Source organism: Streptomyces tailanensis (assembly GCF_008386495.1).
GTDB classification, from domain to species: domain Bacteria; phylum Actinomycetota; class Actinomycetes; order Streptomycetales; family Streptomycetaceae; genus Streptomyces; species Streptomyces tailanensis.
In genome coordinates, this window is record NZ_VTHJ01000060.1 from 1 (window position 1) to 25,026 (window position 25,026).

Genomic DNA, 25,026 nt, shown 5'->3' on the forward strand with positions numbered 1-25,026 from the left:
TGTCGCCGCCCCGGGGTCGAGTACGCCGGGGACCAGTACGCCCAAGACCGTTCGGGGCGTGCGGCTGAACGGGCTTACTCCTGCTCAGTCCCCAGGAACGGTTCTCTGTGGGTGTGCACCATGACATCCCTTGACGGGTGCGCTCCCGGTGCGGACCGGGCGGCGACACCGCGGACACGGTCGGCGGCGTGAGGCAGCAGGCATATGAAGGAGGGGCTGGCAGCGGTTCCCTGGATCGGTCGTATGGCTTGTCGTTCGCGCGAGTTGGTGCGCCCGCGCTGGGTAGAGGTTGATCTGTTTGTGATGCGTGGCCGGTCCTTTCGGACCGGCCACCTGCCCCTTGCCTGGCTCAGGACTTCTGGGCGAGGGCCTTCAGCGCGTTCTCCGCGCCGGGGTTCAGCGGGACGGGGGTGACGATCTCGGCCATGTCGAGTTTGATCTCGGCCGCGGCCGCGTTCACCTTCTCCAGTTCGCTCTTCTTCACGTAGATGAGGTTGACGATCTCGGCGGCGAGATCCGGGTCGAAGCCCTTCTTCACCAGCAACACGTTCGGTACCACGATCGTGGGCACGTCCTTGGGCTGGTTGTATACGGACTTGGGGATGGAGGCCGTCATGTAGACATCGCCGTACTCCTGGTTCAAAGCGGACAGCTGTGGTGTCACGTCCAGGAAGCGGACCTCTTTCTTGAGGCTGGTGGTGAGGTCCGTGATGCCGCCGCTGGGCAGTCCGCCGGACCAGAACAGCGCGTCGATCGTGCCGTCCTTCATGGCGTCCACGGTTTCCGGGAGGCCCAGGCGGTCGGCGGAGATGTCCTTGGCGGGGTCCAGCCCCGCGGCTTTCAGCAGCCGGTTGGCGATCACTTCCGTGCCGGAGCCGGGGGCCCCGGTGGAGACCCGCTTGCCCTTCATGTCCTTGATGGAGTCGATCCCTGAATCGGAGCGGACCAGCACCTGGGTGTAGTTCGGGTACAGCCGGGTCAGTGCCTCGATGTTCTGGGGGGAGGTGAAGGACTCCTTGCCCTTTACGGCGTCGCCGGCGGTGTCCAGCAGGGAGAAGGCGAGGTCGTAGGTGCCGGCTCCGAGGCCCTGGATGTTCTGCACAGACGCGCCGGTGGTGGTGGCGGTGGCCCGGTAGCCGTCGAGGTTGTCGGAGATCAGCTCCGCGAGTCCGCCGCCGATCTGGTAGTAGACGCCGGTGGTGGGCCCGGTCGCGATGGTGAGCCGGCCTCCCTTTCCGCTGCTGCCGGCGGCCGTGTTCTCCGTCTGCTTCCCGCCACCGCAGGCGGTGGCGAGGAGACCTATGGCGAGTGCGGCGGTGGCGAGGCGCAGGGCGCGCATCTGGTGCTTCATCGAAACTCCTTGAGTGGAGACCCCGGTCTTCATGCCGGGGAGAAAACGCATCCGAATATCGCCGGACGCGGAGCGTCCGGGTTGCACTACGCTGTGTCGCACCCGGCGGCGACAACCAAGCCGCCGGGTCTACCGCCGGGCCGGCGGGAAGTCAGGTCTGTGGAGCTTGTGTAAGACCGTGGGCGGCACACCGTCCCTTCGCTGGTAACCCCAGGCGGCAGCGGGCTGCGAAGCGGAAAGCTCGACCCGTGAGGGAAGGGATCTCCGCTGTTCACGGCGGGGTGGAGGTCAAGAGGGGAGCTGTCCTTCCGCGTCTGCGCTGTGATGGTGTTCCGCCTGGGGGTTCCCACCACTGGTGGGAACCCCCAGGGTGGTCTGCCTGCGGCGCACCAGATGCACGCCGAGGGCGAGTGCGAGGGCCGCGAAACCCGCGGTGATCGCTACGGCTTCGAGGTACAGAAGGCACAGGGCGGCGGCTGCGCACAGCGCCCGCTCCACCGGACCTGCCGGGCCGAGCAGTCGGCCTCCGGTGGCCGCGGCCAGGGCGGCCACGGCGAGGGCGGAGACCGCGGTGGTCCACAGGACGCCCCACAGGCCGCCCGTGCCGAGCAGATGGGCGCCGTTGTCGGTCAGGACGAAGGCGAACGGCACGAGGAACGCGGGCAGCGAGTACTTCCAGGTCGCCACCATCGTGCGCATCGGATTGCCGCCGGTGATGGCGGCGGAGGCGGCCGCCGCCATGGCCGTCGGCGGGCTCACCTCGGAGAGCACGGCGTAGTAGAAGATGAACATGTACGCCTCGTGGGTGGCGACTCCCAGTTCGAGCAGGGCGGGCGCGATGATCACCGCGGCGATGATGAAGGAGGCGGTGACCGGGACCGCGAGCCCGAGGATCGACACCGCGACCGCGGCGAAGAGCACGGTCAGGACCAGCGTCACGGTCGGGTTGTCGCCGAAGATCCCGGCCGCGTCGACGATGACCGAGGCCAGGTTCAGGCCGAGGCCGGTCTGGGTGACGACGGCGACGATCATGCCCGCGGCGGCGCAGGTGGCGACGACCGGGAGGACCGACTTGCTGCCCTCGGCGAGGGCTTGGTACAGCCGTCGCGGCGTCATCCGGTGCTGCGGGTCGAGGAACGACAGCAGGAACTGCAGGGCCGTCGCGTAGACCACTGCCTTGAACGGGGGCAGCCCCATCGCCATGAAGCCGACGATCATGAAGAGGGAGAGGAAGTGGTAGCCGAACCGGCCGAGCAGGCGCAGTGCCGAGGTGGGCTCGTCGTCCACGACCGGCTGCGTGTGGTGTTTGCGGGCGTCGATCTCGACGGCGAGGAGGATGCCCAGGTAGTACAGGAGCGTGGGCACCAGCGCGTACAGCAGGACGGTGAGGTAACTCTCCCTCAGGTACTCGGCGATGATGAACGCGGCGGCGCCCAGCGTCGGCGGGGAGAGGATCGCGCCGATGCCGGCGGCCGCGAGCACTCCGCCGCCCTGTTCCTTGCCGTAGCCGGCCCGGCGCAGGACGGGCCAGGCGACTGAGCCCAGGCTGACCGCGGTCGCGGTGCCGGAACCGGAGACCGTGCCGAGGAGGAAGCCCGCGGCGGTCACTGTGCGGCCGGGGGCGCTGCGCGAGCCGCGGAAGGCCGCGAACGACAGGTCGATGAAGAACTTGCCCGCGCCGGAGATGTCGAGGACGGCGCCGAAGATGGTGAACAGGACTATGTAGGTGCCGGCCACGTTCAGTGGCACGCCGTAGACGCCGTCGGTGCCCATGAAGTAGTGGGCGGCGATCGCGTCGATGTCGAAGCCGCCGTGCGCCAGGGACCAGTCGTACGGCAGCAGTCCGCCGTAGTACGCGTACACCAGGAAGCTCGCGCAGAAGGCGGGCAGGACCCAGCCGGTGGTGCGCCGACATGCCTCCAGGACCAGCACGATCATGGCGAGGCCCGCAGCTGTGTCCAGTGAGGTCGGAAGCTGGCGCCGCTCGATGAAGGCGTCGAACTCCAGCAGCGGATACAGGCATACGGCGAGTGCCGCCGCGGCGAGCAGCCAGTCGAGCCAGGCTGGGTTGTCGTGGCGGACGGCCGTCTTGTCCGACCTCCCGTCGGCGGGCGCGGTGCGGTCACCGCGTCGCCAGGGGAGCAGCAGCGCCGGTACCCGTACCGTCCCGCGGTGGGTCAGGAAGATCAGCGGCAGCGCCCCCGACAGGAAGAGGGTCAGGTAGTACTGGGTGCCCTTGGCCACTGGAAAGAAGATCGCGTACAGCACGAAGACCGACAGCGCGGCGCACACCACGGACACGGCCGCGGAGACCCCGGGGGAGAGTTTGCGGGCCGGCCGCTCCTGTTCGAACTCGGCCACGAGCTCCTCGGCTGATCGCTGCCTCGGCTCGGACGGCGCCGTTGCCATGCTCATCGCGGCATCTCCTGGGGCTAGGTGGTTCGTGTTGCCCCAGACCGTGGCAGCCGTTTACATGCGGGCAACAGAGCACGCCCGAGGACTTAACGTAGGTTTAGGGTTCAGTGACGGCGGTCACTTCTACGCTCATCGCGACGGCTGTGACCTGCGCGCTCCCTCGGCACCCCTGCCGCCGGGCCTCAGGCCCCGCCGGATTTCAGTAACCGGGAGGCCGTGTGCGGATACTTCTCGTCGAGGACGACAACCGGGTCGCCGACGCCCTCACCGGTGCCCTCCGGCGCCACGGGTACGAGGTACGGCGTGCCGCCAACGCGGCTGACGCCCTGGCGGCACCGACGGTCGATCTCGTGCTGCTCGATCTCGGCCTGCCCGACCGGGACGGCATCGAGGTGTGCCGGGAACTGCGCGCCCGTGGCGGGGTCCCGGTGATCGCCGTGACCGCGAGGGGAGACGAGCCCGACCGCGTGCGGGGGCTGCGCAGTGGCGCCGACGACTACGTGGTGAAGCCCTTCGGGACCGCGGAGCTGCTGGCCCGTATCGAGGCGGTGCTCCGGCGCAGCGTGAGCCAGCGCGGCCACGAGGACCTGCTCGTCGCCGTCGACGGCCTGGAGGTGGACCTCGGACGGCGCACGGTCACCGTGGACGGGCGGAGTATCACCCTGACCCGCAAGGAGTTCGAGGTTCTCGCCCTGCTGGCCCGCGCGGGCAGTGCCGCAGTGCCCCGCGACCGGATCGTGGTGGAGGTGTGGCAGACGACGTACGACGGTATGTCACGCACCCTCGACGTCCATGTGGCCACCCTGCGCGGCAAGCTGGGGCGGGCGGGGGGCCTGGTGCAGACCGTGCGCGGCTTCGGATACCGGCTCTCCGCCGGTACGGGGGCGGCCCGTGGTCCGGGGGGCGACGCTGGTCCGGGAGTCGACGGTGGTGGCGCGGAGGCCGGCGGTCCGGCGGCGGCAGGCGAGTAAGGACGCCGGATGCGCCGCCGACTTCTCGTCATCGTCTTCGTCCTGGTCGCAGGTCTGATCGTCGCGCTCAGCCTGCCCCTGGTGCGGGCCACCGCGGAGCGCACGGTCCAGAGCTCGTTCATCGGGAGGGTCGAGGACGGCGCCTGGTTCGCCGACCTGGCCGCCACCGCCCTGGAGTCGGGGCGGACCGGCCGGCTCGAGGCCACCGCCGACCGCTACGCGAACCTCTATGACTCACGCGTCGCGGTGGTGGACGCCGACAGCGAGACTGTGGTCGCCTCGCGCCCCGTCGACCTGGAGGAGCCGCAGGTGCGGTCGGCGCTGCTGCTCGCCCTCGCCGACCGGCCTCCCGAGCAGCCCGGCGTGTGGTGGCCATGGGACGACCGGCCCTTCGTGCTGGCCGAGCCCGTCCGGCGCGACGGCCGTGTGCTGGGTGCCGTGCTGATCGTCTCCCCCACCGACCAGGCCCGTTCCGAGGTTGCCGACCATCTGACGCTGGTGGTACTGGGCAGCCTCGCGGCACTCGTCCTGGTGGTGATCGCCGTCGCGGCGCCGGTGGTCCGCTGGGTGCTCCGCCCTGTCCACGACCTGGACCGCGCCACCCATGAGGTCGCCCTCGGACGCCTGAAGACCCGTGTGTCGGAGCGGGCGGGCGCCCCCGAACTGCGCCGCCTCGCCAACCACTTCAACGTGATGGCGGACAGCATGCACGCCTCCCAGGAGCAGCAGCGGGCGTTCGTGGCACAGGCGTCCCACCAACTGCGCAACCCGCTGACCGCGCTCCGGCTGCGGGTGGAGAACCTCGAGGAGTTCGTGAACGACCCGCGCGGCCTGAACGAACTGCACTTCGCTGTGGAGGAGGCCGACCGGTTCGGCGAGATGCTCGACGGGCTGCTGCGGCTGGCCAGGGCGGAGGCGTCCGAGGCGGAACGCGCACAGGTCGACGTCTCAGCCGTGGTGAGACACCGGGTCGATGCCTGGCGGACGGCCTTCGCCAGCGCAGGCGTCCCGCTCAGCACGACGATTCCCGACGGGGTGAGCGCGCTGTCCCTGCCCGACTCCCTCGACCACGCACTCGACACCCTGCTCGACAACGCCCTCAAGTTCAGCGAGGGGGCACCGGTCGATGTCTCCGTGCACCGCGCCCCGGCCGGGGCAGCGAGGGAGACGGTCGAGGTGACGGTACGGGATGCCGGCGCCGGCCTGACCGAGGAGGAACTGCCCCAGGCGGGCGGGAGGTTCTGGCGCAGCACACGCCACCAGAACGTCCGCGGCACAGGGCTCGGCCTCGCGCTCACCCGCATGGTGGTGGAGGCGGGCGGCGGTGAACTGCTCCTGGCAGCCGCGCGGCCACACGGACTCTCCGCCACCGTACGGCTGCCCGCCGCGCCGGCACTCCCCGGCGACCCGGTGTGATGGGAGTCGGTGACGGGCCTGTAAGCGGTCAGGGATGCGACTCGCGGTACCACCGGGCGGCGCCGGGGTGCAGCTCCAGCGGGTGGGTGGCGATCGCCGTACGCCGGTCGAGGCGGCGGGCCTCCGGGTGCGCCCGGATCAGCCGGGACTGCCCCTCGAACAGCAGCCGCGTCAGCCAGTACGCCTCCGCGTCCGGCATGTCCCGCCGTACGACCAGGAAGTTCGGCACGCTCACCGTGGTCACCGCGCTCTGTGCCCCGTAGACGACGGCGGGCACGGTGGTCTCGGTGTAGAGCTCGCCGTAGGACCGGGTGAGCTCCCCGACCACGTCGCCGAGGTCGACGAGGCGGATCGTCGTGGTCCGGCGGAGTTCGGTGATCGCCCCGGTCGGCAGGCCGCCGCTCCAGAAGAAGGCGTCGATCCGCCCCTCGGCAAGGGCGGTCGCCGACTCACGCACATCCAGCCGCAGCGAGGTCAGGTCGCCGTCGGGGGAGAGCCCGGCGACCTTCAGGATGCGCTCGGCGATCAATGCCGTCCCGGAGCCCTCGGCCCCCACGGAGACCCGCAGCCCGCGCAGCGCCTTCGCGCTGCGGACCGGGCTGTCCGCGCGGACCACCAACTGCACGTAGTTGTCGTAGAGCGAGGCCAGTGCCACCACGGGCAGCTTCCGGGAGAAGGGCGCGCTCCCGGCGACCGCGTCGGCGGCGGAATCGGCGAGAGTGAAGCCTGCCTGTGCCTGGTCGGCGGCCACCCGGCGCAGATTGTCCACACTGCCCCCGCTGTGCAGAACCCGCGCCGAGACGTCCGGCAGCCGACTATCGATGAGGTCGGCGTAACCGGCCCCGTAGTCCGCGTAGACACCGCCTGGGTTGCCGGTGGCCACCTTGATCTCCCCGGACGGGCGGGGTGGCGCGTCGCTTCCGCCGCACCCTGCGAGCAGCAGCGCCGCGGTGAGGGCGGCGGCGAGTACGCGTGCCAGCCGCATGGGTACCTCCCTCGACGTTCCGAGCCGCGCACAGGGCGTGCGGCCCATGTCGTGCGGGGTCCGATGGACCGACTCGGGCAGCCTAACCGTCTGCGAAGACGGCGGTCCGTGACCGGGAGGTGGGCGGTCGACGGCGCCGCTGGCGGTGCTGCCGTACGGTGAACAGCCCGGCGGACGGAAGCCCCACGGCGCGCGGGACGATCCGACGGGCCCAGTGGCTGCTGCTGCGTGACGCCCGTACGCTCGCGGAAGATGCGGGCGCCGCGCCGCTGGCCGCGTTGCTCGCCCTGCGGAACGTCATGGTCGGCCGCAGGGTGGCGATGGTGTGCAGCGGCGGCAACGCCGGCGAGGCAGAGTTGCGCGCCTGTTTGGCTGCCGGTGTCTGATGGGGGCTGTACCAAGGCGCGGCCGTGCAGAGCGGCGTGGCCGGTAACGAGTCCTATGGTCACTGCTGAGAGCACCTTGCCACGCGGGCGGACGGTCATCGGCAGGGGCGGCGGTGCGGTCGGATTCGCAACGATTGACGGCCTTGGGCTGTCCAATGCCGCGCCCGTGTGCCCGCCTGCCGCCTCCGTCGCGGATGCGGCCGACCTTCTTCACGTCGATGTGAATGCTTGAGTTGCTCCCTCAAGGACTACATCGAGACCCACTGGTGGCCCACCCAGAGTGGCGGCCCGTCCACCCTCGAACGCATCGAGCAGCGGGTGCGTCGGCACATCGTCCCGCACCTCGGCGCGCTGCCGCCTCCGCCAAGGAGAGGCGTTCGGTCTGGCTGCGGCAGACATCGACTTCGAGGCGGAAGTCGTCCACGTCCGGCGCCAGGTCAAGATGGTGCGGACGAAGCTGTGCTTCGCGCTTCCCAAGGGGCGCAAGGTCCGTGATGTGCCCCTGCCCCCAAGCGTGGCCAAAGCCCTGCGGCAGCGCATGGAGCTCTTCGCACCTGTGCCCGTCACGATGGCTTGGGACGACCCGCGCCCGGCAGAGACGCCGGTAGAGGCCAAGCACAGGAGGCCGAGGACCTACAACCTCCTGGTGACCGGCCGCGAGCGAAAGGCGATCAACCGGAACTACTTCAACTCCTACGTCTGGAAGCCCGCCCTGGCCGGGGCCGGCGTGATCGCCACGTTGGAGGAGAGCGCCCCCGCCGGGGCCCGAGTATGGGAGCCGTCCCGAGAGCACGGCTACCATGCCCTGCGCCACTTCTACGCCTCCGAGCAACTGGAGGCCGGCGAGCCGGTCGTCTCCCTGGCCCGATGGCTCGGCCACTCGGACCCCGGATTCACGCTGCGGAAGTACGCGCACTTCCTGCCCCGTGCCGGTGCGCGCGGCAGCACCGCCATCGACGCGGTCTTCGCGTAGCTCGGACGACCGGCAGAAGCCCGGTCCAGGCCCAAAGTCCCAGGGAAGTCCCAGAGGTGCCGCCGCACCCCTTCCCGACCCGCATCCACGCAGGTCAGGCGGGGTACGGCGGCACCCGCCGTTCAGATGTCCCGGAAGATCTCGATCTGCGCTCCCACCGAGTTCAGCCGTTCGGCGAGGTCCTCGTAGCCGCGGTTGATGACGTACACGTTGCGCAGGACGGACGTGCCGTCGGCGGCCATCATCGCGAGGAGGACGACGACGGCGGGGCGCAGGGCGGGCGGGCACATCATCTCGGCGGCGCGCCAGCGGGTGGGGCCCTCGACCAGGACGCGGTGGGGGTCGAGGAGTTGGAGCCGCCCGCCGAGCCGGTTGAGGTCGGTCAGATAGATCGCGCGGTTGTCGTAGACCCAGTCGTGGATGAGGGTCTTGCCCTGGGCGACGGCGGCGATGGCCGCGAAGAACGGCACGTTGTCGATGTTCAGGCCGGGGAAGGGCATCGGGTGGATCTTGTCGATCGGCGCCTGCAGCTTGGAGGGCCGGACGGTGAGGTCCACCAGCCGCGTACGGCCGTTGTCGGCGAAGTACTCCGCCGAGCGGTCGTGGTCGAGGCCCATCTCCTCCAGGACCGCCAGCTCGATCTCCAGGAACTCGATCGGCACCCGGCGCACGGTGAGTTCGGACTCGGTGACGACGGCGGCGGCCAGCAGGCTCATCGCCTCGACCGGGTCCTCGGAGGGCGAGTAGTCGACGTCCACGTCGATGTGCGGCACGCCGTGCACGGTGAGCGTGGTGGTGCCGATGCCCTCCACCCGTACGCCGAGGGCCTCCAGGAAGAAGCACAGGTCCTGGACCATGTAGTTGGAGGAGGCGTTGCGGATGACGGTCACGCCGTCGTGGCGGGCGGCGGCGAGCAGCGCGTTCTCGGTCACCGTGTCGCCGCGCTCGGTCAGCACGATCGGGCGGCCGGGGACGACGGACCGGTCGACCTCGGCGTGGTACAGCCCCTCGGTGGCCGTGATGTCCAGCCCGAACCGGCGCAGCGCGATCATGTGCGGCTCGATGGTCCGCGTACCGAGGTCGCAACCGCCCGCGTACGGCAGCTTGAAGTGGTCCATACGGTGCAGCAACGGGCCGAGGAACATGATGATGGACCGCGTACGGCGGGCCGCCTCCGCGTCGATCGCCGCCAGGTCCAGCTCGGCCGGCGGCACGATCTCCAGGTCGACGCCGTCGTTGATCCACCGGGTGCGTACGCCGATGGAGCCGAGCACCTCCAGAAGGCGGTACACCTCCTCGATCCGCGCCACCCGGCGCAGCACCGTGCGTCCCTTGTTCAACAAGGAGGCGCACAGCAGCGCGACACATGCGTTCTTGCTGGTCTTCACGTCGATCGAGCCGCGCAGTCGGCGCCCGCCGACCACGCGCAGATGCATCGGTCCCGCGTACCCCAGCGACACGATCTCACTGTCCAGGGCTTCACCGATTCGAGCGATCATCTCAAGACTGATGTTCTGATTGCCGCGCTCGATGCGGTTGACGGCGCTCTGACTCGTGTTGAGCGCCTCCGCCAGCTGCGACTGCGTCCAGCCACGGTGCTGCCTGGCGTCACGGATGAGCCTGCCGATGCGTACGAGGTAGTCGTCGGTCATGCGGTGAGGCTATCTCAGATATGAGATGACTCCTGCGTCGGGTGGGTCTGTATGGGTGACCCGGACCGGTTGGGTATCTCCGTGACGGGTCGTCCGACGCCTCGACCTCGGTGTACATCTCAGCCCCGGCGTGCCTTGCGTGTGCGACGCCGGCCGAAGGGGCCGGGCAGGTCCCCCCACTCTCGGCTTCGCTCGAGCGGGGGCGCCCCCACCGTCGTACGCCGTCCCGTGCTGCTGTGCGTACGGCGCGGCCCGTGGCGCCTTCCGGTGGTGATCGACCACGAGTGCCGGTTGATGTTCAGCCGCACCCCCGGCAGTATCCGGAAACTCTTGCGGAACGCGAGCGGCATGCCTGCCTCCCGTCGCCGTACGTTCGTTGGCGCCGGTTCGGCGTTCGGTGCTGCTTGTCGGTTACCCCGCCTTCGCGAACTGATGGGCGAAGGCCAGGGATTGGTCGAAGTGCACCGACGGTACGGGTTCCGCACCCGGCGCGGGCGAGACGGGCGCGACGCGATACTGGCGCCGACCCGCATCCATTCCGGACGCCGGCGGCCGGCGGCGAGGTCGTCCGCCAGTGCGCCGTTGAGGGCGTAGGACAGTCGGCAGAAGAGGTCGAGTTCTTCGCGTCCGCTGATCGGACGCATGGTCAGGTCGTCGATCGGGCGTGTGGTCAGGTCGTTCTGTTCCGCGGTCAAGGCGCGCTCCTGTGAAGGCGCCCGTTTCCGCTCCGGGGTCAGGCGTGGTTCGCGCCCCGGGAGGAGACAAGCGCGGTGATCATGGGCTTCATCGGCTTATCCCTCCTCTCGCTGTCGTGACCCCTCAAGCCTTGTGGCGGGGTTCAGCCGTTACTTCTGTCCAAACCTCTATCCGCCCTGCGGCTCCGCGCGCAAACCCTTTTCGACCGCTCCACGGACACGGCATTTGCGCGCGCCACAGTGGGCCGGGCATGACCAGCCCGCCCTCATGTACTAGAGTTATCTCGACATCGAGATATCTGCCGAGGCGTACCGTAGCCGCCCGCCCTGGTAAGGATTACCTAACTTAGCCTTGCCTTAGCGGATCGGCCAAGAGGGCGTGGCGGCAGGATGCGGTGGTACGCGCACATGGAATGAAGGAGACTGTCGTGTCGGCGAACAGCTTCGACGCCCGCAGCACGCTGCAGGTGGGCGACGAGTCGTACGAGATCTTCCGGCTGGACAAGGTGGAAGGCTCGGCCCGCCTTCCGTACAGCCTCAAGGTCCTGCTGGAGAACCTGCTCCGTACCGAGGACGGCGCGAACATCACCGCCGACCACATCCGTGCTCTTGGCAGCTGGGACTCGCAGGCCCAGCCCAGCCAGGAGATCCAGTTCACGCCGGCCCGCGTGATCATGCAGGACTTCACCGGTGTCCCCTGTGTCGTGGACCTCGCGACCATGCGTGAGGCCGTCAAGGAGCTCGGCGGCGACCCGGCGAAGGTCAACCCGCTCTCCCCGGCCGAGCTGGTCATCGACCACTCCGTCATCGCCGACAAGTTCGGCACCAACGACGCCTTCGCGCAGAACGTCGAGCTGGAGTACGGCCGCAACCGCGAGCGCTACCAGTTCCTGCGCTGGGGCCAGACCGCCTTCGACGACTTCAAGGTCGTCCCGCCCGGCACCGGCATCGTCCACCAGGTCAACATCGAGCACCTCGCTCGGACCGTCATGGTGCGTAACGGCCAGGCCTACCCCGACACCCTCGTCGGCACCGACTCGCACACCACCATGGTCAACGGCCTCGGCGTCCTCGGCTGGGGCGTCGGCGGCATCGAGGCCGAGGCCGCCATGCTCGGCCAGCCGGTCTCCATGCTCATCCCGCGCGTCGTCGGCTTCAAGCTGACCGGTGAGCTGCCCCCCGGCACCACCGCCACCGACCTCGTGCTGACCATCACCGAGATGCTCCGCAAGCACGGTGTCGTCGGCAAGTTCGTCGAGTTCTACGGCGAGGGCGTGGCCGCCACCTCCCTCGCCAACCGCGCCACCATCGGCAACATGTCGCCGGAGTTCGGCTCCACCGCCGCGATCTTCCCGATCGACGGCGAGACCATCAAGTACCTGAAGCTCACCGGCCGCAGCGAGCAGCAGCTCGCGCTCGTCGAGGCGTACGCCAAGCAGCAGGGCCTCTGGCTGGACCCGGCCGCCGAGCCCGACTTCTCCGAGAAGCTGGAGCTGGACCTCGCGACGGTCGTCCCGTCGATCGCCGGTCCGAAGCGCCCGCAGGACCGCATCGTCCTCGCGAACGCCGCCGAGCAGTTCAAGAGCGACGTCCGTAACTACGTCGACACCGTCGACGAGGCGGGCCAGGAGTCCTTCCCGGCCTCCGACGCTCCGGCCGTCGCGCCCAACGGCGCCCCGTCCAACCCGGTCACCGTGACCGCCCCCGACGGCTCGACGTACGAGATCGACCACGGTGCGGTGACGGTCGCGGCCATCACCTCCTGCACCAACACCTCGAACCCGTACGTCATGGTCGCCGCCGCGCTCGTGGCCAAGAAGGCGGTCGAGAAGGGCCTGACCCGCAAGCCGTGGGTCAAGACCACCCTCGCCCCGGGCTCCAAGGTCGTCACCGACTACTTCGACAAGGCGGGCCTGACCCCGTACCTCGACAAGGTCGGCTTCAACCTCGTCGGCTACGGCTGCACCACCTGCATCGGCAACTCCGGCCCGCTGCCGGAGGAGGTCTCCAAGGCCGTCAACGACCACGACCTCGCGGTCACCTCGGTCCTCTCCGGCAACCGGAACTTCGAGGGCCGTATCAACCCCGACGTCAAGATGAACTACCTGGCCTCCCCGCCGCTGGTCGTCGCGTACGCCATCGCGGGCTCCATGAAGGTGGACATCACCAAGGACGCCCTCGGCACCGACCAGGACGGCAAGCCGGTCTTCCTGTCCGACATCTGGCCCTCCGAGGCCGAGGTCAACGACGTCGTGGCGAACGCCATCGGCGAGGACATGTTCAACAAGTCCTACCAGGACGTCTTCGCGGGCGACGCCCAGTGGCAGGCGCTGCCGATCCCGACCGGCAACACCTTCGAGTGGGACCCGCAGTCCACCTACGTCCGCAAGCCCCCGTACTTCGAGGGCATGACGATGGAGACCACCCCGGTCTCGGACATCGCCGGCGCCCGTGTCCTCGCCAAGCTGGGCGACTCGGTGACGACGGACCACATCTCGCCCGCCGGCGCCATCAAGGCCGACACCCCGGCCGGCAAGTACCTCACCGAGCACGGTGTCGAGCGTCGTGACTTCAACTCCTACGGTTCCCGGCGAGGCAACCACGAGGTCATGATCCGCGGTACGTTCGCCAACATCCGCCTGCGCAACCAGATCGCGCCGGGCACCGAGGGCGGCTACACCCGCGACTTCACCCGGTCCGATGAAGGCGCCCCGGTGTCGTTCATCTACGACGCCTCGCGCAACTACATCGAGCAGGGCATCCCGCTGGTCATCCTGGCCGGCAAGGAGTACGGCTCCGGCTCGTCCCGTGACTGGGCGGCCAAGGGCACGGCCCTCCTCGGCGTCAAGGCCGTCATCGCCGAGTCGTACGAGCGCATCCACCGCTCGAACCTCATCGGCATGGGCGTCCTCCCGCTGCAGTTCCCCGAGGGCGCCTCGGCCGAGTCCCTCGGCCTCACCGGCGAGGAGACCTTCTCCTTCGCCGGCGTCGAGGAGCTGAACAACGGCACCACGCCGCGCACGGTCAAGGTCACGACCGACACCGGTGTCGAGTTCGACGCGGTCGTCCGCATCGACACCCCCGGCGAGGCCGACTACTACCGCAACGGCGGCATCATGCAGTATGTGCTGCGCAACCTGATCCGCAAGTAAGCGGCTCAGTACGGCAGTTGAGGGCCGCACCCCCGTCGCCGGGGGTGCGGCCCTTCGCCGTGTCCCCGGCTCGCACGGCTCCGGCCCTTCGCCGTGCCGCCGGCTCACACGGCTCCAGCTCAGCCGGAACACAGGGTTCCCTCAGCCAACCGCGACAGGATCAGGACATGGCAGGCATCTCCGCGACCCGAAACGGCCGAGTCCGTGTCCTCATCGTCGACGACGAACCCGGGCTCACCGAACTGCTGGCCGTGGCCGTGACCGAGGCGGGCTGGCGCCCCTACCCGGTGGCGGACGGGCACAGCGCGCTCCGGGTGGCGCGCGGCTGCGCCCCGCACGCAGTGGTCCTCGACGGGATGCTGCCCGACCTGGACGGCGTCCAGGTGCTACGGCGACTGCGGTACGAGAACCCGAAGCTGCCCGTGCTCATGCTGACCGCCCGGGACGGGCTGGAGCACCGTATCGACGGGCTCTCGGCGGGCGCGGACGACTATGTGACCAAGCCGTTCTCCCTGGAGGAGGTCGTGCTGCGGCTGCGCGGACTGCTGCGGCGGTCCGGCGTCGAGGAGACCAGGTCGTCGGCGGACGACGGAGCCCTCGTGCTCGGCGACCTCGTCTACACCGAGGAGACCCGCGAGGTGCACCGCGACGGTACGCCGATCCAGCTCACCGCCAAGGAGTTCGAACTGCTCGGCCTGCTGCTCAGCCACCCCCGCCAGGTGCTGAGCAAGGCCCAGATCCTCGACCACGTGTGGAGCAGCTCCTTCGACGGCGGCGGCAATCTGGTGGAGGTCTACATCTCCAGTCTCCGCCGCAAGATCGACAAGGGCAGAGCGCCGATGATCCACACCGTGCGCGGGCTCGGGTACGCGATCCGGGCGGGGGAGGACGGAAGATGACGGCCCGTTGGACGGCTGGGGTACGGAACCGCTGTCGGCAGACGGTGCGGAGCCGCTCCCTCCGTACCCGGCTGCTCTTCTTCATCACCGCCACCCTGGTGGCCGTGTGCGTCGCGATGACGCTGGCCACGGTCGCCGCGCAGCGCTCCTCGCTGCTGGGCGCCCTCGACGAGCGGGTCACCAACGCCGCCGAGCGCAGCCTGGGCGGGGTGAGCGTCGGGCCACGCAACCACACCGACTTGGCGTTCCTCAGGGAGCAGGGCCAGGCCGTCGGCACGCTAGCCGCGCGGCTCGACGACGCGGGGAACATCACCTCCGCCGAGGTCATCGGTACGAGCGGCGAACCGGAGACCCTCACCGCCGGGCAGCGGGCCGCCCTCGACGGCATCGGGGCCGACGGCTCGACCCACACCCGGACCGTGCCCGGCCTCGGTACCTACCGGATCACCGCCCTCAGCGCGGACGGGCTGCACGTCCTGACCGGCCTGCCGATGGACGACGTCCAGGACATGATCAACGGTTTCGTGGTGGTCGAGGCGGTGGTCGCGGGGGTCGGCCTCACCGTCGCGGGCTGTGTCTGCGCGTTCGTGATCCGGCGTCAGCTGCGCCCCCTCGACCGGGTCGCCGCCACAGCCGTAGAGGTCTCCCGTTCTCCCCTCGACCGCGGCGAGGTCACGGGCCTGACTCGCGTACCCGACCGCGACACCGACCCCGGCAGCGAGGCCGGCCAGGTCGGCGCCGCCCTCAACCGCATGATCGACCACGTCGAGGCATCCCTCGCCCAACGGCAGCGCAGCGAGGAACGCATGCGCCGCTTCCTCGCCGACGCCAGCCATGAACTCCGTACGCCGCTGGCGTCGATCGCCGGCTACGCGGAACTGATGAACCGGGGTACCGACAAGATCGAGCCGACGCTGGCGTGGCGGCGCATCTCGGCGGAGTCGGCGCGGATGACGGGCCTGGTGGAGGACCTCCTCCTGCTCGCCCGCCTGGACGAGGGCCGCCCCCTGGAGTCGGCCGAGGTGGACCTCGCCGCCCTGGTCGCGGAGGCGGTGTGGGACGCGCGGGCGGCGGGCGAGGACCACAACTGGCAGCTGACCCTGTTCCTGGACGCCCCGGCGCTGGTCACGGGGGACGAGGCCCGACTCCACCAGGTGGTGGCGAACCTGCTGGCCAACGCCCGGGTGCACACCCCGCCCGGTACGACGGTCACGGCCTCGGTCGAGTCCACTGCCGACCGCTGCGTGATCCGCGTACGCGACGACGGCCCCGGCATCCCGCCCGCCCTCCTCCCCTCGGTCTTCGAACGCTTCACCCGAGCCGACGCCTCCCGCTCCCGCACCGGCCCCCACCAGGGCGGCTCCGGCCTCGGCCTCGCCATCGTCGCCGCGATCGTCTCCGCCCACGGCGGCCGCCTCGACGCGGTGAGCGACCCCGGCCACACGGAGTTCACCACCGAACTCCCGGCCGCCGGCACGATCGAACTCCCGGCCATCGACACGGTCTCAGCCCCTTCGGTCCCCTCGGCACCGCCGATACGGTCGATTCCGGCGTGACCAGGGGGGCAGGTGACGGCGGTTCACGTGTGACCGCCGGCTTTCGAGGCCGCCGCCCCCTTGAGTTCCCTCAAGGCGGCGGCTTCCCTGGTGGGGTGCGATGCGGGCCCGAGCCAACGGTCCCGCCCCACCCCAGGGAGCCCTTGATGCAGCAGACCTCGCCGTACGTCGACGAGTACACGACGGTCATCGAGGCAGCCCCCGACACCGTCTGGCGGGCCCTGGGCGAAGCCCTGGACGGCGCCTTCTCGAGCCCCCGCGCCGCCCGCTACGCAACCCTCGTGGGCTGCGCCGACCGCACAGCCTCCGGCCCACGACCGCCGGCCGAGGGCTCGACCATTCCCGGTTTCCGCGCGGTGACGGCGATCGAGGGCGAGGAACTGGCCCTCCGGGGTCGCCACTACTTCTCGACGTACACCCTCGCCTTCCACCTCGAACCCGCCGCCCCGGGCCGAGTTCTCCTACGGGCCAGGACCCACGCCCGCTTCCCCGGCCCCCTCGGCACCCTGTACCGCCTGCTCGTCATCACCTCGGGCACACACGCGACCCTCACCCGCCGACTGCTCACCTCCATCCGCCGCCACGCCGAACTCCTCTGACCATCTACTCCGCGTCGTACCAGGGCTTGCCGGCCGCCCAGTGCGCGACCCATCCGGCGAACCCGGACTCGGCGCTGGTGAACCCGAACTCGGCGCCGAAGGGAGTGGCGCCCTCACCGGTGATGTGCCAGATGTGCCCCCGGTGCGGGCCGGTGACGACGAGATGCCAGTTCATGCCGCATCCGTCGGTCCCCAGCACGATCGTCCCGTGGTCGAAGACCTGCTCCAATATGGGCTCGATCTCCTCGGACGGCCTGGGATCGTCCTCCCACAGCCACATCTCGCTCAGCGGGAACGGCTTGCTGAGATCACGGTCCTGCCCCTCGCCACCCCAGTCGTCCGGCAGGTTCGCCAACGACACGAGCCCGAAGTCCGGTGGTCCGGAGTACGACCCGTCCGATATCTCGGCGACGAACGTGCGGTACGGCTCGGGCAGCACGACCCCATGCTCCGCCTCGAAGGCACGCACGGCCTCCCAGCCGAGCGCCGACTCGCCGCCGTCGTCGACGTCGAACGCGGCACGGAGCGCCGCTACCTCATGGGGATCCGCGTGATCGATGTCCATACGGTCATGAAAGCACCCGCCTCTGACAACGCCCCCGCTCTTCAGTTTCGCCTCAGCTTTCGCCCTCAGAGTCGTCAACGACTACGGAAAGGAGCTCCTTCGTCCGCACGCGTTCTCCGTCATCGCGAGGGCCGCACCCACTCGGGTGCGGCCCTTGTGCGTCAAGGGTCGCGCAAGACGTTTACAAGCGCGGCTCTCCGCGCTAGCTTCCGAAGCAGGTGGGGTGGGAGCGCTCCCATAACGCGCGGCGGACCGGAACCCGCCGCCCCGGACCCGTTCCCACCCCCGCACCACTCACTCACCCACACACATGTACACGCGCACGTTCCTCAAGGCCGTACACCCAAAGGAGCGTTTGTCATGCACGTGACAATCTTACGATTAGGCCTGCCCAAACGCCACCGTGCCCTCCTCCTCGTCCTGCTCGCCCTCGTGACCACGATCCCGGCACTCGGCCTGGTCCTCACGGCCGGCAGCGGCGAGGCGGAAGCCCACGGCACCCCGATGAAGCCGGGCAGCCGCACCTTCCTGTGCTGGCAGGACGGGCTGACCGACACCGGGGAGATCAAACCGATCAACCCGGCCTGTCGCTCCGCACAGCAGGTGAGCGGGACGACCCCGTTCTACAACTGGTTCTCGGTGCTCCGCTCGGACGGCGCCGGCCGTACCCGGGGCTTCGTCCCGGACGGCCAGCTGTGCAGCGGCGGCAACACCAACTTCACCGGGTTCAACACCCCCAGCGCCGACTGGCCGTTGACCCACCTCACCTCCGGCGCGACCGTCGACTTCTCGTACAACGCGTGGGCGGCGCACCCGGGCTGGTTCTACGTCTACATCACCAAGGACGGCTTCGACCCGACCCAGACCCTCACCTGGGACGACATGGAGGAACAGCCGTTCCTGAGCGTCGACCACCCGCCGCTCAACGGCAGCCCGGGCACGGTTGAGGCCAACTACTCCTGGCGGGGCCAGCTGCCCGCCGACAAGTCGGGCCGCCACATCATCTACATGGTCTGGCAGCGCTCCGACAGCCAGGAGACCTTCTACTCCTGCTCCGACGTCGTCTTCGACGGCGGCAACGGCGAGGTGACCGGCATCAAGGAGCCGGGCGACCCCACCGACCCGGTACCAGGGGAGTGCGCCGCGACCCGTCGTACGACGGGCAGTTGGACCGGCGGCTACCAGTCCGAGGTCGTCGTCACCAACACCGGCGACGTGCCGATGCTCGGCTGGATGGTCAACTGGACGCTGTCCGCCGGACAGAAGGTCGACAGCCTCTGGAGCGGCAGCGCCACCTACACCGGACAGGACGTGATGGTCCACAACGCCGACTGGAACGGGGCACTGGATCCGGGCGAGACCGCCACGTTCGGATACGTCGTGCAGGGATCGGGCGGTGATTCCGCGACAGCCTTGCCCTGCCGGGTGGGCTGAAACGCTCGGGTGGACCGGGTGGGCGGGCAGTGCGTGCCCACCCGGTCCATGAGCCGCGGCCGGTACGGGGGAAACCGGCGCGGTGGGGTGTGGTTCCGGAGGACCGGGCGACGACGAGACAACGTTGTCGAGTGGTCTATACAAGACTCTACCCCGTCAACGGACGGCATCGTCAACTCAGTTGGGTGTTGAGGGGCCGCCGAAGCCTTTGTGTTCATACTGTTCTCGCGTACGTCTTCGCCCTGACGTCAGGCCAGCAGCTCCACCTCCGCCAATGTCGCGGTCTCGTCGAGGGCCAGGCGGTAGTGGCGGTACGTGCTCGGGCCCGGGATCGAGAAGGCCCGCGTCTGTCGGTCCCAGGTGAACGACTCGCCGGAGCGACGGTCGAGGGTCTGTCACGTGCTGCCGTCCGCCGAGCCCTGGAGGGTCCAGCCGGTCGGCTAACGTTTTCTACCGGTTACGCAGGGACCAGTAGTGGTTCAAGTGGCTGGTGATGTCAAGGGTGTTGAGTGTGTCGTCCGGGTCGAATGGCGAGGATTCGATCAGGTGGCGCAAAGGCGCTCATATTTCCGAGAGGTCTCAACTCGGAAAAGACCAATGGCCAACTTGCATTCGATCTTGCCCCCCTGGCGGGAAGTGGACTATACCTGTCGGCGTCCGCATAGTGGGCACACAGGTGTGGGCAGGCACGACCCGGGGGGAATTACCGGTGATCGCGGACGTGTCACGCCGCGGACCGCCGTCCTGCCGCTGTTGAATCCTCACGCACGACCCAGCTTGAACCGACCGCGGTGCCGGGAGGATCCGGTTCACCGCCTGAGTCCTGGAGAAGGCGAGGACTTGAACGTGGGATCCACTACCGCTGAGAACACCGGGTACGACAACGGCTCCGCAGGTGTCGGCCGCCGCGATCTGATCAAGCGTTCCGCCGCGCTGGGCCTGATCTCCGTCCCCACAATGAGCTTCCTTTCCGCCTGCGCCAGCGGCGGTGACGGCGACAGTGGCGAGAAGGTGGAAAAGGGCGAGAAGACGGCGGAGAACCCGCTCGCCGTCAACGAGAGCGCGCCGCTGGAGATCGTCATCTTCGACGGCGGCTTCGGCACGAAGTACGCCGAGGACGCCAAGGCCGTCTACGAGCAGAAGTTCCCCGACGCGAAGGTCAAGTTCTCCGCGACCCAGAAGATCCAGTCGGTCCTCCAGCCGCGCTTCAACCAGGGCACGCCGCCGGATCTGATCGACAACTCGGGTGCCGAACAGATGGACATGGGCGTCCTCGTGGGCCAGAAGCAGCTCGCCGACCTCACCCCGCTGCTGGACGCGCCGTCCGTCGACGACCCGAACAAGAAGGTCCGGGACACCCTGCGCCCGGGCATCGTGGAGATGGGCCAGTTCGACGGCGACCCGGTCTGGATCATGTACTACGCGTACACCGTCTATGGCGTGTGGTATTCCCAGAAGGCGCTGGACTCGCTCGACGCCACCTATCCGGAGACCTGGGACGACATGCTCGCGGTCTGCGAGAAGGCGAAGAAGAAGGGCATGGCGGGCTGGACGTACGCGGGCAAGCACCCGTACTACATCCCCTTCTCGCTCTACCCGATGATCGGCAAGGTCGGCGGCGCCGAGGTCCTTGACGCGATCGACAACCTGGAGCCCAATGCCTGGAAGCACCCCGCGGTCAAGACCTGCTTCGAGGCCTACTACGAGCTCTACAAGAAGGGTTACATCCTCAGGGGCACCCCGGGCCTGGACCACATTCAGTCGCAGACGGCCTGGACCGAGGGCAAGGCACTCTTCATCCCGAACGGCTCCTGGGTGGAGAACGAGGCGGCGAAGACCATGCCGGCGGACTTCGACCTCGCCGTGTCCGCGCCGTCCGGCATCGACAGCTCGGACAAGATGCCCTTCGGCACCATCTGGGCATCCGGCGGCGAGCCCTTCATCGTCCCCGCCAAGGCCAAGAACCCCGACGGCGGCATGGAGCAGTTGCGCATCATGCTCAGCGAGGACTCGTCGAGGAACTTCACCCAGTCCGTCAAGTCACTGAGCGCGTTCAACGGCGGCACCGACGGCATCGAGTTGACCCCGGGCCTGAAGTCCGGTGTCGCCGCCCTGGAGAAGGCCGGCGACAACGTGGTCAACCCGCGGCTCCAGGACTGGTACGTGGCCCTGCAGAAAGAGAAGATCGGCGTCGGCGGCCTCGGCGAGATGATGGCGGGCCGCCTCACCCCGGCCGAGGCCATCAAGAAGATCCAGGGGTACGCCGATGAAGCGGCCAAGGACGACTCCATCAAGCACTACAAGCACCAGTGAGCGTGGCGCGGCCGGGGATTTCCGACGCTCGGACGATTGACGGGAATCCCCGGCTCTTGATGGCGGCGTCGGCGGCGGTGCCCGCGGGAAGATCGGGTCGGTAGGAATGCAACACGGCAAGTACCGTTTTATCGTGGGGTTCTTGGCGGCCCCCCTGACCATTTACGGCCTCTTCGTGATCTGGCCATTCATCCAGTCCATCTACTATTCGTTCACGGACTGGAGCGGACTGAGCCCCGAGTTCAAGATGGTGGGGTTCAAGAACTTCACGAGAATGCTGGAGGACGACGTCTTCTGGAAGTCCTTTCAGCACAGCGTGATGCTCGTGGTGCTGCTTCCGCTGGTCACGCTCACCCTCGCCCTGTTCTTCGCCTTCATGCTCAACGTCGGCGGCAGGCGCCGGAAGGGCGCCGCGATCGCGGGCGTACGCGGCTCCTCCTTCTACAAGGTCGTCTATTTCTTCCCGCAGGTGCTGTCGATCGCGATCGTCGCCCTGCTGTTCCAGTTCGCCTACAACCCCAACAGCGGCGCGCTCAACTCCGGCCTGAAACTCATCGGTCTCGACAACGTCCAGCCCAACTGGCTCGGCGACCCCGATCTCGCCCTGTGGTGTGTCTTCGCGGTCCTCGTCTGGAGCACCGTCGGATTCTTCGTCGTGCTCTTCTCCGCCGGAATGGCCTCCATTCCCCGGGACTACTACGAGGCCGCACTGCTGGACGGGGCGAACCGCATCACCACGTTCTTCAGGATCACCCTGCCGCTGCTCTGGGACACCGTGCAGTCGGGCTGGGCCTACATGGGCATCCTCGCGCTGGGCGCCGAGTCCTTCGCGGTCGTACAGATCATGACCGTCGGCCCGAACGGCGGCGGCCCCGACTATTCGACGACGGTCCTGCCGCTGTACGTCTACCAGAAGGCATTCCGCGACGGCCAGGCCGCCTACGCGACAACAATCGGCGTCGCCCTCCTCGTCGTGACGCTGCTCTTCGTCGCGATCGTGATGAAGCTCGGCCGACGCGAACGGCTGGAGTACTGATGGGGACCGTGCCGACTGGGCCGACCGGGCCGCTGACGGTGCCGACGGAGCTGACCGTGCCGATCGAGTCGACCGGGCCGACCCGCCCAACCGGGCCGCCGACCAGGCCGACCGTGCGGATCGAGCCGACCCGGCCGCTTACCAGGCCGATCGTGCCGACAGCGCCGACCGAGTCGCGAGGAGGACCCCAATGAAGACGACCGACACGCCTCCCGTCGACCCCGCCGAGGATGTGCCGCCCGTGGCCAAGACGTCGGAGGTCCCCGCGCCGCCCGCGAAGGCCACCGAGGGAACGTTTCTCAACGTCTTCTCGCACGGCATGCTCATCCTGTGGGCGTTCATGGTCGTCCTGCCGCTGCTGTGGGCGGTGATGACCTCGTTCAAGACGGACCGGGACATCTTCAGTTCGCCCTGGGCGCTGCCCGACTCGCTGCACTTCGAGAACTGGTCGCGTGCCTGGACCGAGGCGAACATGAGCGACTACTTCCTCAACACGGTGATCGTGGTGGGGTGCTCGCTCGTCGGCACCATGCTGCTGGGCTCGATGGCGGCGTACGTCCTCGCGCGCTTCGACTTCCCCGGGAACCGCTTCATCTACTTCCTCTTCATCGGAGGGATGAGCTTCCCGATCATCCTGGCGCTGGTCCCGCTGTTCTACGTCATGCAGAACCTCTCACTGCTGAACACACTGCCCGGGCTGATCCTGGTCTACATCGGGTACTCGCTGCCCTTCACGGTGTTCTTCATGACGGCCTTCTTCCGTACGCTGCCGACCACGGTGGCGGAAGCGGCCTTCGTGGACGGCGCCTCGCACACCAGGACGTTCTTCCAGGTCATGCTGCCGATGGCCAAGCCGGGCCTGATCAGCATCAGCATCTTCAACTTCCTGGGGCAGTGGAACCAGTACATGCTGCCGACGGTGCTCAACACCGAACCCGACCGGAAGGTGCTCACCCAGGGCCTGGTCCAGCTGGCCGTCAGTCAGGGCTACAAGGGTGACTGGTCCGGCCTCTTCGCCGGGCTCGTGATGGCGATGCTGCCGGTGCTCGCCGCGTACATCGTCTTCCAGCGCCAGGTCGTGCAGGGGCTGACTGCGGGCGCGCTGAAGTAAGACGCTGAAGTAAGACATTCCCGAACACGTCGTACACCGTTCCTCTTGTGGGGGAGCGGTGTACACACGTGTGCGCATACCCCGGATCCGGTTCAACCTCTTGACGGGACACGACCCGAACGGCTCAGCTTAGAGTTCACTAGTTGGACATAGACGGGGCCTCGCCGACGCGGTCCCGCGTGCGGGAGGTCGTCGTGGAGACTCCGGGGTCGCAGTCGTCGCTGCACCGAGCAAATCTCGAGCGCGTCGTCCGGGCGGTGCGCCTCGCCGGATCACTCACCCAGGCCGAGATCGCCAGGACGACGGGCCTGTCCGCGGCCACGGTCTCCAACATCGTGCGGGAACTGAAGGACGGCGGAACGGTCGAGGTCACGCCCACGTCGGCGGGCGGCCGCCGGGCCCGCGCGGTCTCGCTGAGCGGAGACGCCGGGATCGTCATCGGCGTCGACTTCGGGCACACGCATTTGCGCGTCGCGATCGGAAATCTGGCCCACCAGGTGCTCGCCGAGGAGGCCGAGCCGCTCGATGTGGACGCCTCCTCGACGCAGGGCTTCGACCGGGCGGAACAGCTGGTCAATCGCCTGGTCGACGCCACCGGAGTGGACCGTACGAAGATCGCGGGCGTCGGCCTCGGTGTGCCCGGTCCGATCGATGTGGAGTCCGGGACGCTGGGCTCCACCGCCATCCTGCCGGGCTGGACCGGCACCAAGCCCGCCGCCGAGATGCGCGGCCGCCTCGGCGTCCCGGTGCACGTGGACAACGACGCCAACCTCGGCGCCCTGGGCGAGCTGGTCTGGGGCAGCGGCCGCGGGGTGCGGGACCTGGCCTATATCAAGGTGTCCAGCGGCGTTGGTGCCGGACTGGTGATCGATGGCAAGATCTACAGAGGGCCGGGCGGCACGGCGGGAGAAATCGGGCACATCACTCTGGATGAGTCCGGCCCGGTCTGCCGCTGCGGCAACCGTGGCTGCTTGGAGACCTTCACCGCCGCGCGCTATGTGCTGCCACTCCTCCAGTCCAGCCACGGCACCGATCTGACCATGGAGGACGTCGTACGGTTGGCGAGGGACGGGGACCCGGGCTGCCGCCGGGTGATCGCCGACGTCGGCCGACACATCGGAAGTGGAGTCGCCAATCTCTGCAATCTGCTGAACCCCAGCCGTGTGGTCCTCGGTGGCGATCTCGCCGAGGCCGGAGAGCTGGTTCTCGGACCCATAAGGGAGTCGGTCGGCCGGTACGCCATCCCCAGTGCCGCGCGTCAACTCTCGGTGCTGCCAGGGGCACTTGGCGGTCGGGCGGAGGTTCTCGGGGCACTCGCCCTGGCTCTGAGCGAGATGGGTGATTCGACACTGTTGGACGGGACCTTGTCCGCCGCCACCCCTGCCTTCACTTAGAGAACGAAACATGTCGTTGCCAACCCGTTAAGGATTTACTTCTTGACGTCGCACATGTGGCCGAGTTGACTTCCAGTCACCTCGGCCGCAGTGCTGCGGCCCGTGTCAGGGAGGCACAACCCA

General features: G+C 68.8%; 19 protein-coding genes and 1 pseudogene. 13 read left to right on the plus strand and 7 right to left on the minus strand.

The genetic code is table 11. From position 1 onward, the window contains the following. Positions 1 to 349: 349 nt before the first annotated feature. Together F3T56_RS35975 and F3T56_RS35980 are read right to left on the minus strand one after the other, a co-directional pair. A complete protein-coding gene (locus tag F3T56_RS35975) occupies positions 350 to 1,351 on the minus strand; it encodes a TAXI family TRAP transporter solute-binding subunit (protein ID WP_149829555.1) in 1,002 nt (333 codons plus the stop codon). Between the two features lie 288 nt (positions 1,352 to 1,639). Then, on the minus strand, positions 1,640 to 3,766 hold the full coding sequence (locus tag F3T56_RS35980; protein ID WP_246204245.1) for a TRAP transporter permease: 2,127 nt from the start codon (positions 3,764 to 3,766) through the stop codon (positions 1,640 to 1,642). Positions 3,767 to 3,984: 218 nt separating this feature from the next. On the opposite strand from F3T56_RS35980, the gene F3T56_RS35985 reads away from it, so the two are divergent. Both F3T56_RS35985 and F3T56_RS35990 read left to right on the plus strand, forming a co-directional pair. After that, positions 3,985 to 4,737 carry a response regulator transcription factor gene (locus tag F3T56_RS35985; protein WP_149829557.1) on the plus strand — a complete coding sequence of 251 codons (753 nt, stop codon included), beginning with the start codon at positions 3,985 to 3,987 and terminating at the stop codon, positions 4,735 to 4,737. Positions 4,738 to 4,746: 9 nt separating this feature from the next. After that, a complete protein-coding gene (locus F3T56_RS35990; protein ID WP_149829558.1) occupies positions 4,747 to 6,153 on the plus strand; it encodes a HAMP domain-containing sensor histidine kinase in 1,407 nt (468 codons plus the stop codon). A gap of 28 nt (positions 6,154 to 6,181) precedes the next feature. Here F3T56_RS35990 and F3T56_RS35995 read toward each other — a convergent pair whose 3' ends face one another. Then, on the minus strand, positions 6,182 to 7,138 hold the full coding sequence (locus F3T56_RS35995; protein WP_172639298.1) for a TAXI family TRAP transporter solute-binding subunit: 957 nt from the start codon (positions 7,136 to 7,138) through the stop codon (positions 6,182 to 6,184). Positions 7,139 to 7,296: 158 nt separating this feature from the next. Here F3T56_RS35995 and F3T56_RS36000 point away from each other — a divergent pair, with 158 nt between their 5' ends. After that, positions 7,297 to 7,524 carry a hypothetical protein gene (locus tag F3T56_RS36000; protein WP_149829560.1) on the plus strand — a complete coding sequence of 76 codons (228 nt, stop codon included), beginning with the start codon at positions 7,297 to 7,299 and terminating at the stop codon, positions 7,522 to 7,524. 280 nt (positions 7,525 to 7,804) lie between these two features. After that, the gene (locus F3T56_RS36005) at positions 7,805 to 8,497 is read left to right on the plus strand and encodes a tyrosine-type recombinase/integrase (RefSeq protein ID WP_246204246.1); all 693 of its coding nucleotides are present in this window, start codon (positions 7,805 to 7,807) and stop codon (positions 8,495 to 8,497) included. 122 nt (positions 8,498 to 8,619) lie between these two features. Here F3T56_RS36005 and F3T56_RS36010 read toward each other — a convergent pair whose 3' ends face one another. Together F3T56_RS36010 and F3T56_RS36015 are read right to left on the minus strand one after the other, a co-directional pair. Beyond that, positions 8,620 to 10,149 carry a helix-turn-helix domain-containing protein gene (locus F3T56_RS36010; RefSeq protein WP_149829561.1) on the minus strand — a complete coding sequence of 510 codons (1,530 nt, stop codon included), beginning with the start codon at positions 10,147 to 10,149 and terminating at the stop codon, positions 8,620 to 8,622. Between the two features lie 119 nt (positions 10,150 to 10,268). Next, the gene (locus tag F3T56_RS36015; protein ID WP_149829598.1) at positions 10,269 to 10,499 is read right to left on the minus strand and encodes a DUF4236 domain-containing protein; all 231 of its coding nucleotides are present in this window, start codon (positions 10,497 to 10,499) and stop codon (positions 10,269 to 10,271) included. A gap of 773 nt (positions 10,500 to 11,272) precedes the next feature. Here F3T56_RS36015 and acnA point away from each other — a divergent pair. The 4 genes from acnA to F3T56_RS36040 all read left to right on the plus strand — a co-directional run bounded on the left by acnA (position 11,273) and on the right by F3T56_RS36040 (position 17,050). Then, positions 11,273 to 13,996 carry an aconitate hydratase AcnA gene (acnA, locus tag F3T56_RS36025; protein WP_149829562.1) on the plus strand — a complete coding sequence of 908 codons (2,724 nt, stop codon included), beginning with the start codon at positions 11,273 to 11,275 and terminating at the stop codon, positions 13,994 to 13,996. A 167-nt stretch (positions 13,997 to 14,163) separates the two neighbouring features. Beyond that, positions 14,164 to 14,895 (plus strand): response regulator transcription factor, encoded by a 732-nt coding sequence (locus F3T56_RS36030; protein ID WP_149829563.1) that lies wholly within the window; start codon positions 14,164 to 14,166, stop codon positions 14,893 to 14,895. Then, positions 14,892 to 16,451 (plus strand): sensor histidine kinase, encoded by a 1,560-nt coding sequence (locus F3T56_RS36035; protein ID WP_149829564.1) that lies wholly within the window; start codon positions 14,892 to 14,894, stop codon positions 16,449 to 16,451. Before F3T56_RS36030 ends, F3T56_RS36035 begins: the two co-directional genes overlap by 4 nt. Before the next feature lie 146 nt (positions 16,452 to 16,597). Continuing rightward, on the plus strand, positions 16,598 to 17,050 hold the full coding sequence (locus F3T56_RS36040) for a DUF2867 domain-containing protein (protein WP_149829565.1): 453 nt from the start codon (positions 16,598 to 16,600) through the stop codon (positions 17,048 to 17,050). A 4-nt stretch (positions 17,051 to 17,054) separates the two neighbouring features. Here the strand turns inward: F3T56_RS36040 and F3T56_RS36045 are convergent, their stop codons facing one another. Beyond that, the gene (locus F3T56_RS36045; protein WP_149829566.1) at positions 17,055 to 17,615 is read right to left on the minus strand and encodes an SMI1/KNR4 family protein; all 561 of its coding nucleotides are present in this window, start codon (positions 17,613 to 17,615) and stop codon (positions 17,055 to 17,057) included. Positions 17,616 to 17,975: 360 nt separating this feature from the next. On the opposite strand from F3T56_RS36045, the gene F3T56_RS36050 reads away from it, so the two are divergent. Then, positions 17,976 to 19,049 carry a lytic polysaccharide monooxygenase auxiliary activity family 9 protein gene (locus F3T56_RS36050; RefSeq protein WP_172639299.1) on the plus strand — a complete coding sequence of 358 codons (1,074 nt, stop codon included), beginning with the start codon at positions 17,976 to 17,978 and terminating at the stop codon, positions 19,047 to 19,049. A 248-nt stretch (positions 19,050 to 19,297) separates the two neighbouring features. Here the strand turns inward: F3T56_RS36050 and F3T56_RS48575 are convergent. Then, positions 19,298 to 19,489: pseudogene (locus F3T56_RS48575) on the minus strand (hypothetical protein); the annotation flags it as partial. Positions 19,490 to 19,895: 406 nt separating this feature from the next. Here F3T56_RS48575 and ngcE point away from each other — a divergent pair. The 4 genes from ngcE to F3T56_RS36080 all read left to right on the plus strand — a co-directional run bounded on the left by ngcE (position 19,896) and on the right by F3T56_RS36080 (position 24,903). Continuing rightward, a complete protein-coding gene (gene ngcE / locus F3T56_RS36060) occupies positions 19,896 to 21,362 on the plus strand; it encodes an N-acetylglucosamine/diacetylchitobiose ABC transporter substrate-binding protein (RefSeq protein ID WP_149829567.1) in 1,467 nt (488 codons plus the stop codon). Between the two features lie 106 nt (positions 21,363 to 21,468). Next, entirely contained in the window at positions 21,469 to 22,398 is a 930-nt protein-coding gene (locus tag F3T56_RS36065) for a carbohydrate ABC transporter permease (protein ID WP_149829568.1), read from the plus strand. Between the two features lie 190 nt (positions 22,399 to 22,588). Beyond that, on the plus strand, positions 22,589 to 23,509 hold the full coding sequence (locus F3T56_RS36075; protein ID WP_149829569.1) for a carbohydrate ABC transporter permease: 921 nt from the start codon (positions 22,589 to 22,591) through the stop codon (positions 23,507 to 23,509). A gap of 194 nt (positions 23,510 to 23,703) precedes the next feature. Next, positions 23,704 to 24,903, plus strand: a complete 1,200-nt coding sequence (locus F3T56_RS36080) for an ROK family transcriptional regulator (RefSeq protein WP_149829600.1) — start codon at positions 23,704 to 23,706, stop codon at positions 24,901 to 24,903. The last annotated feature ends 123 nt before the right edge of the window (positions 24,904 to 25,026 follow it).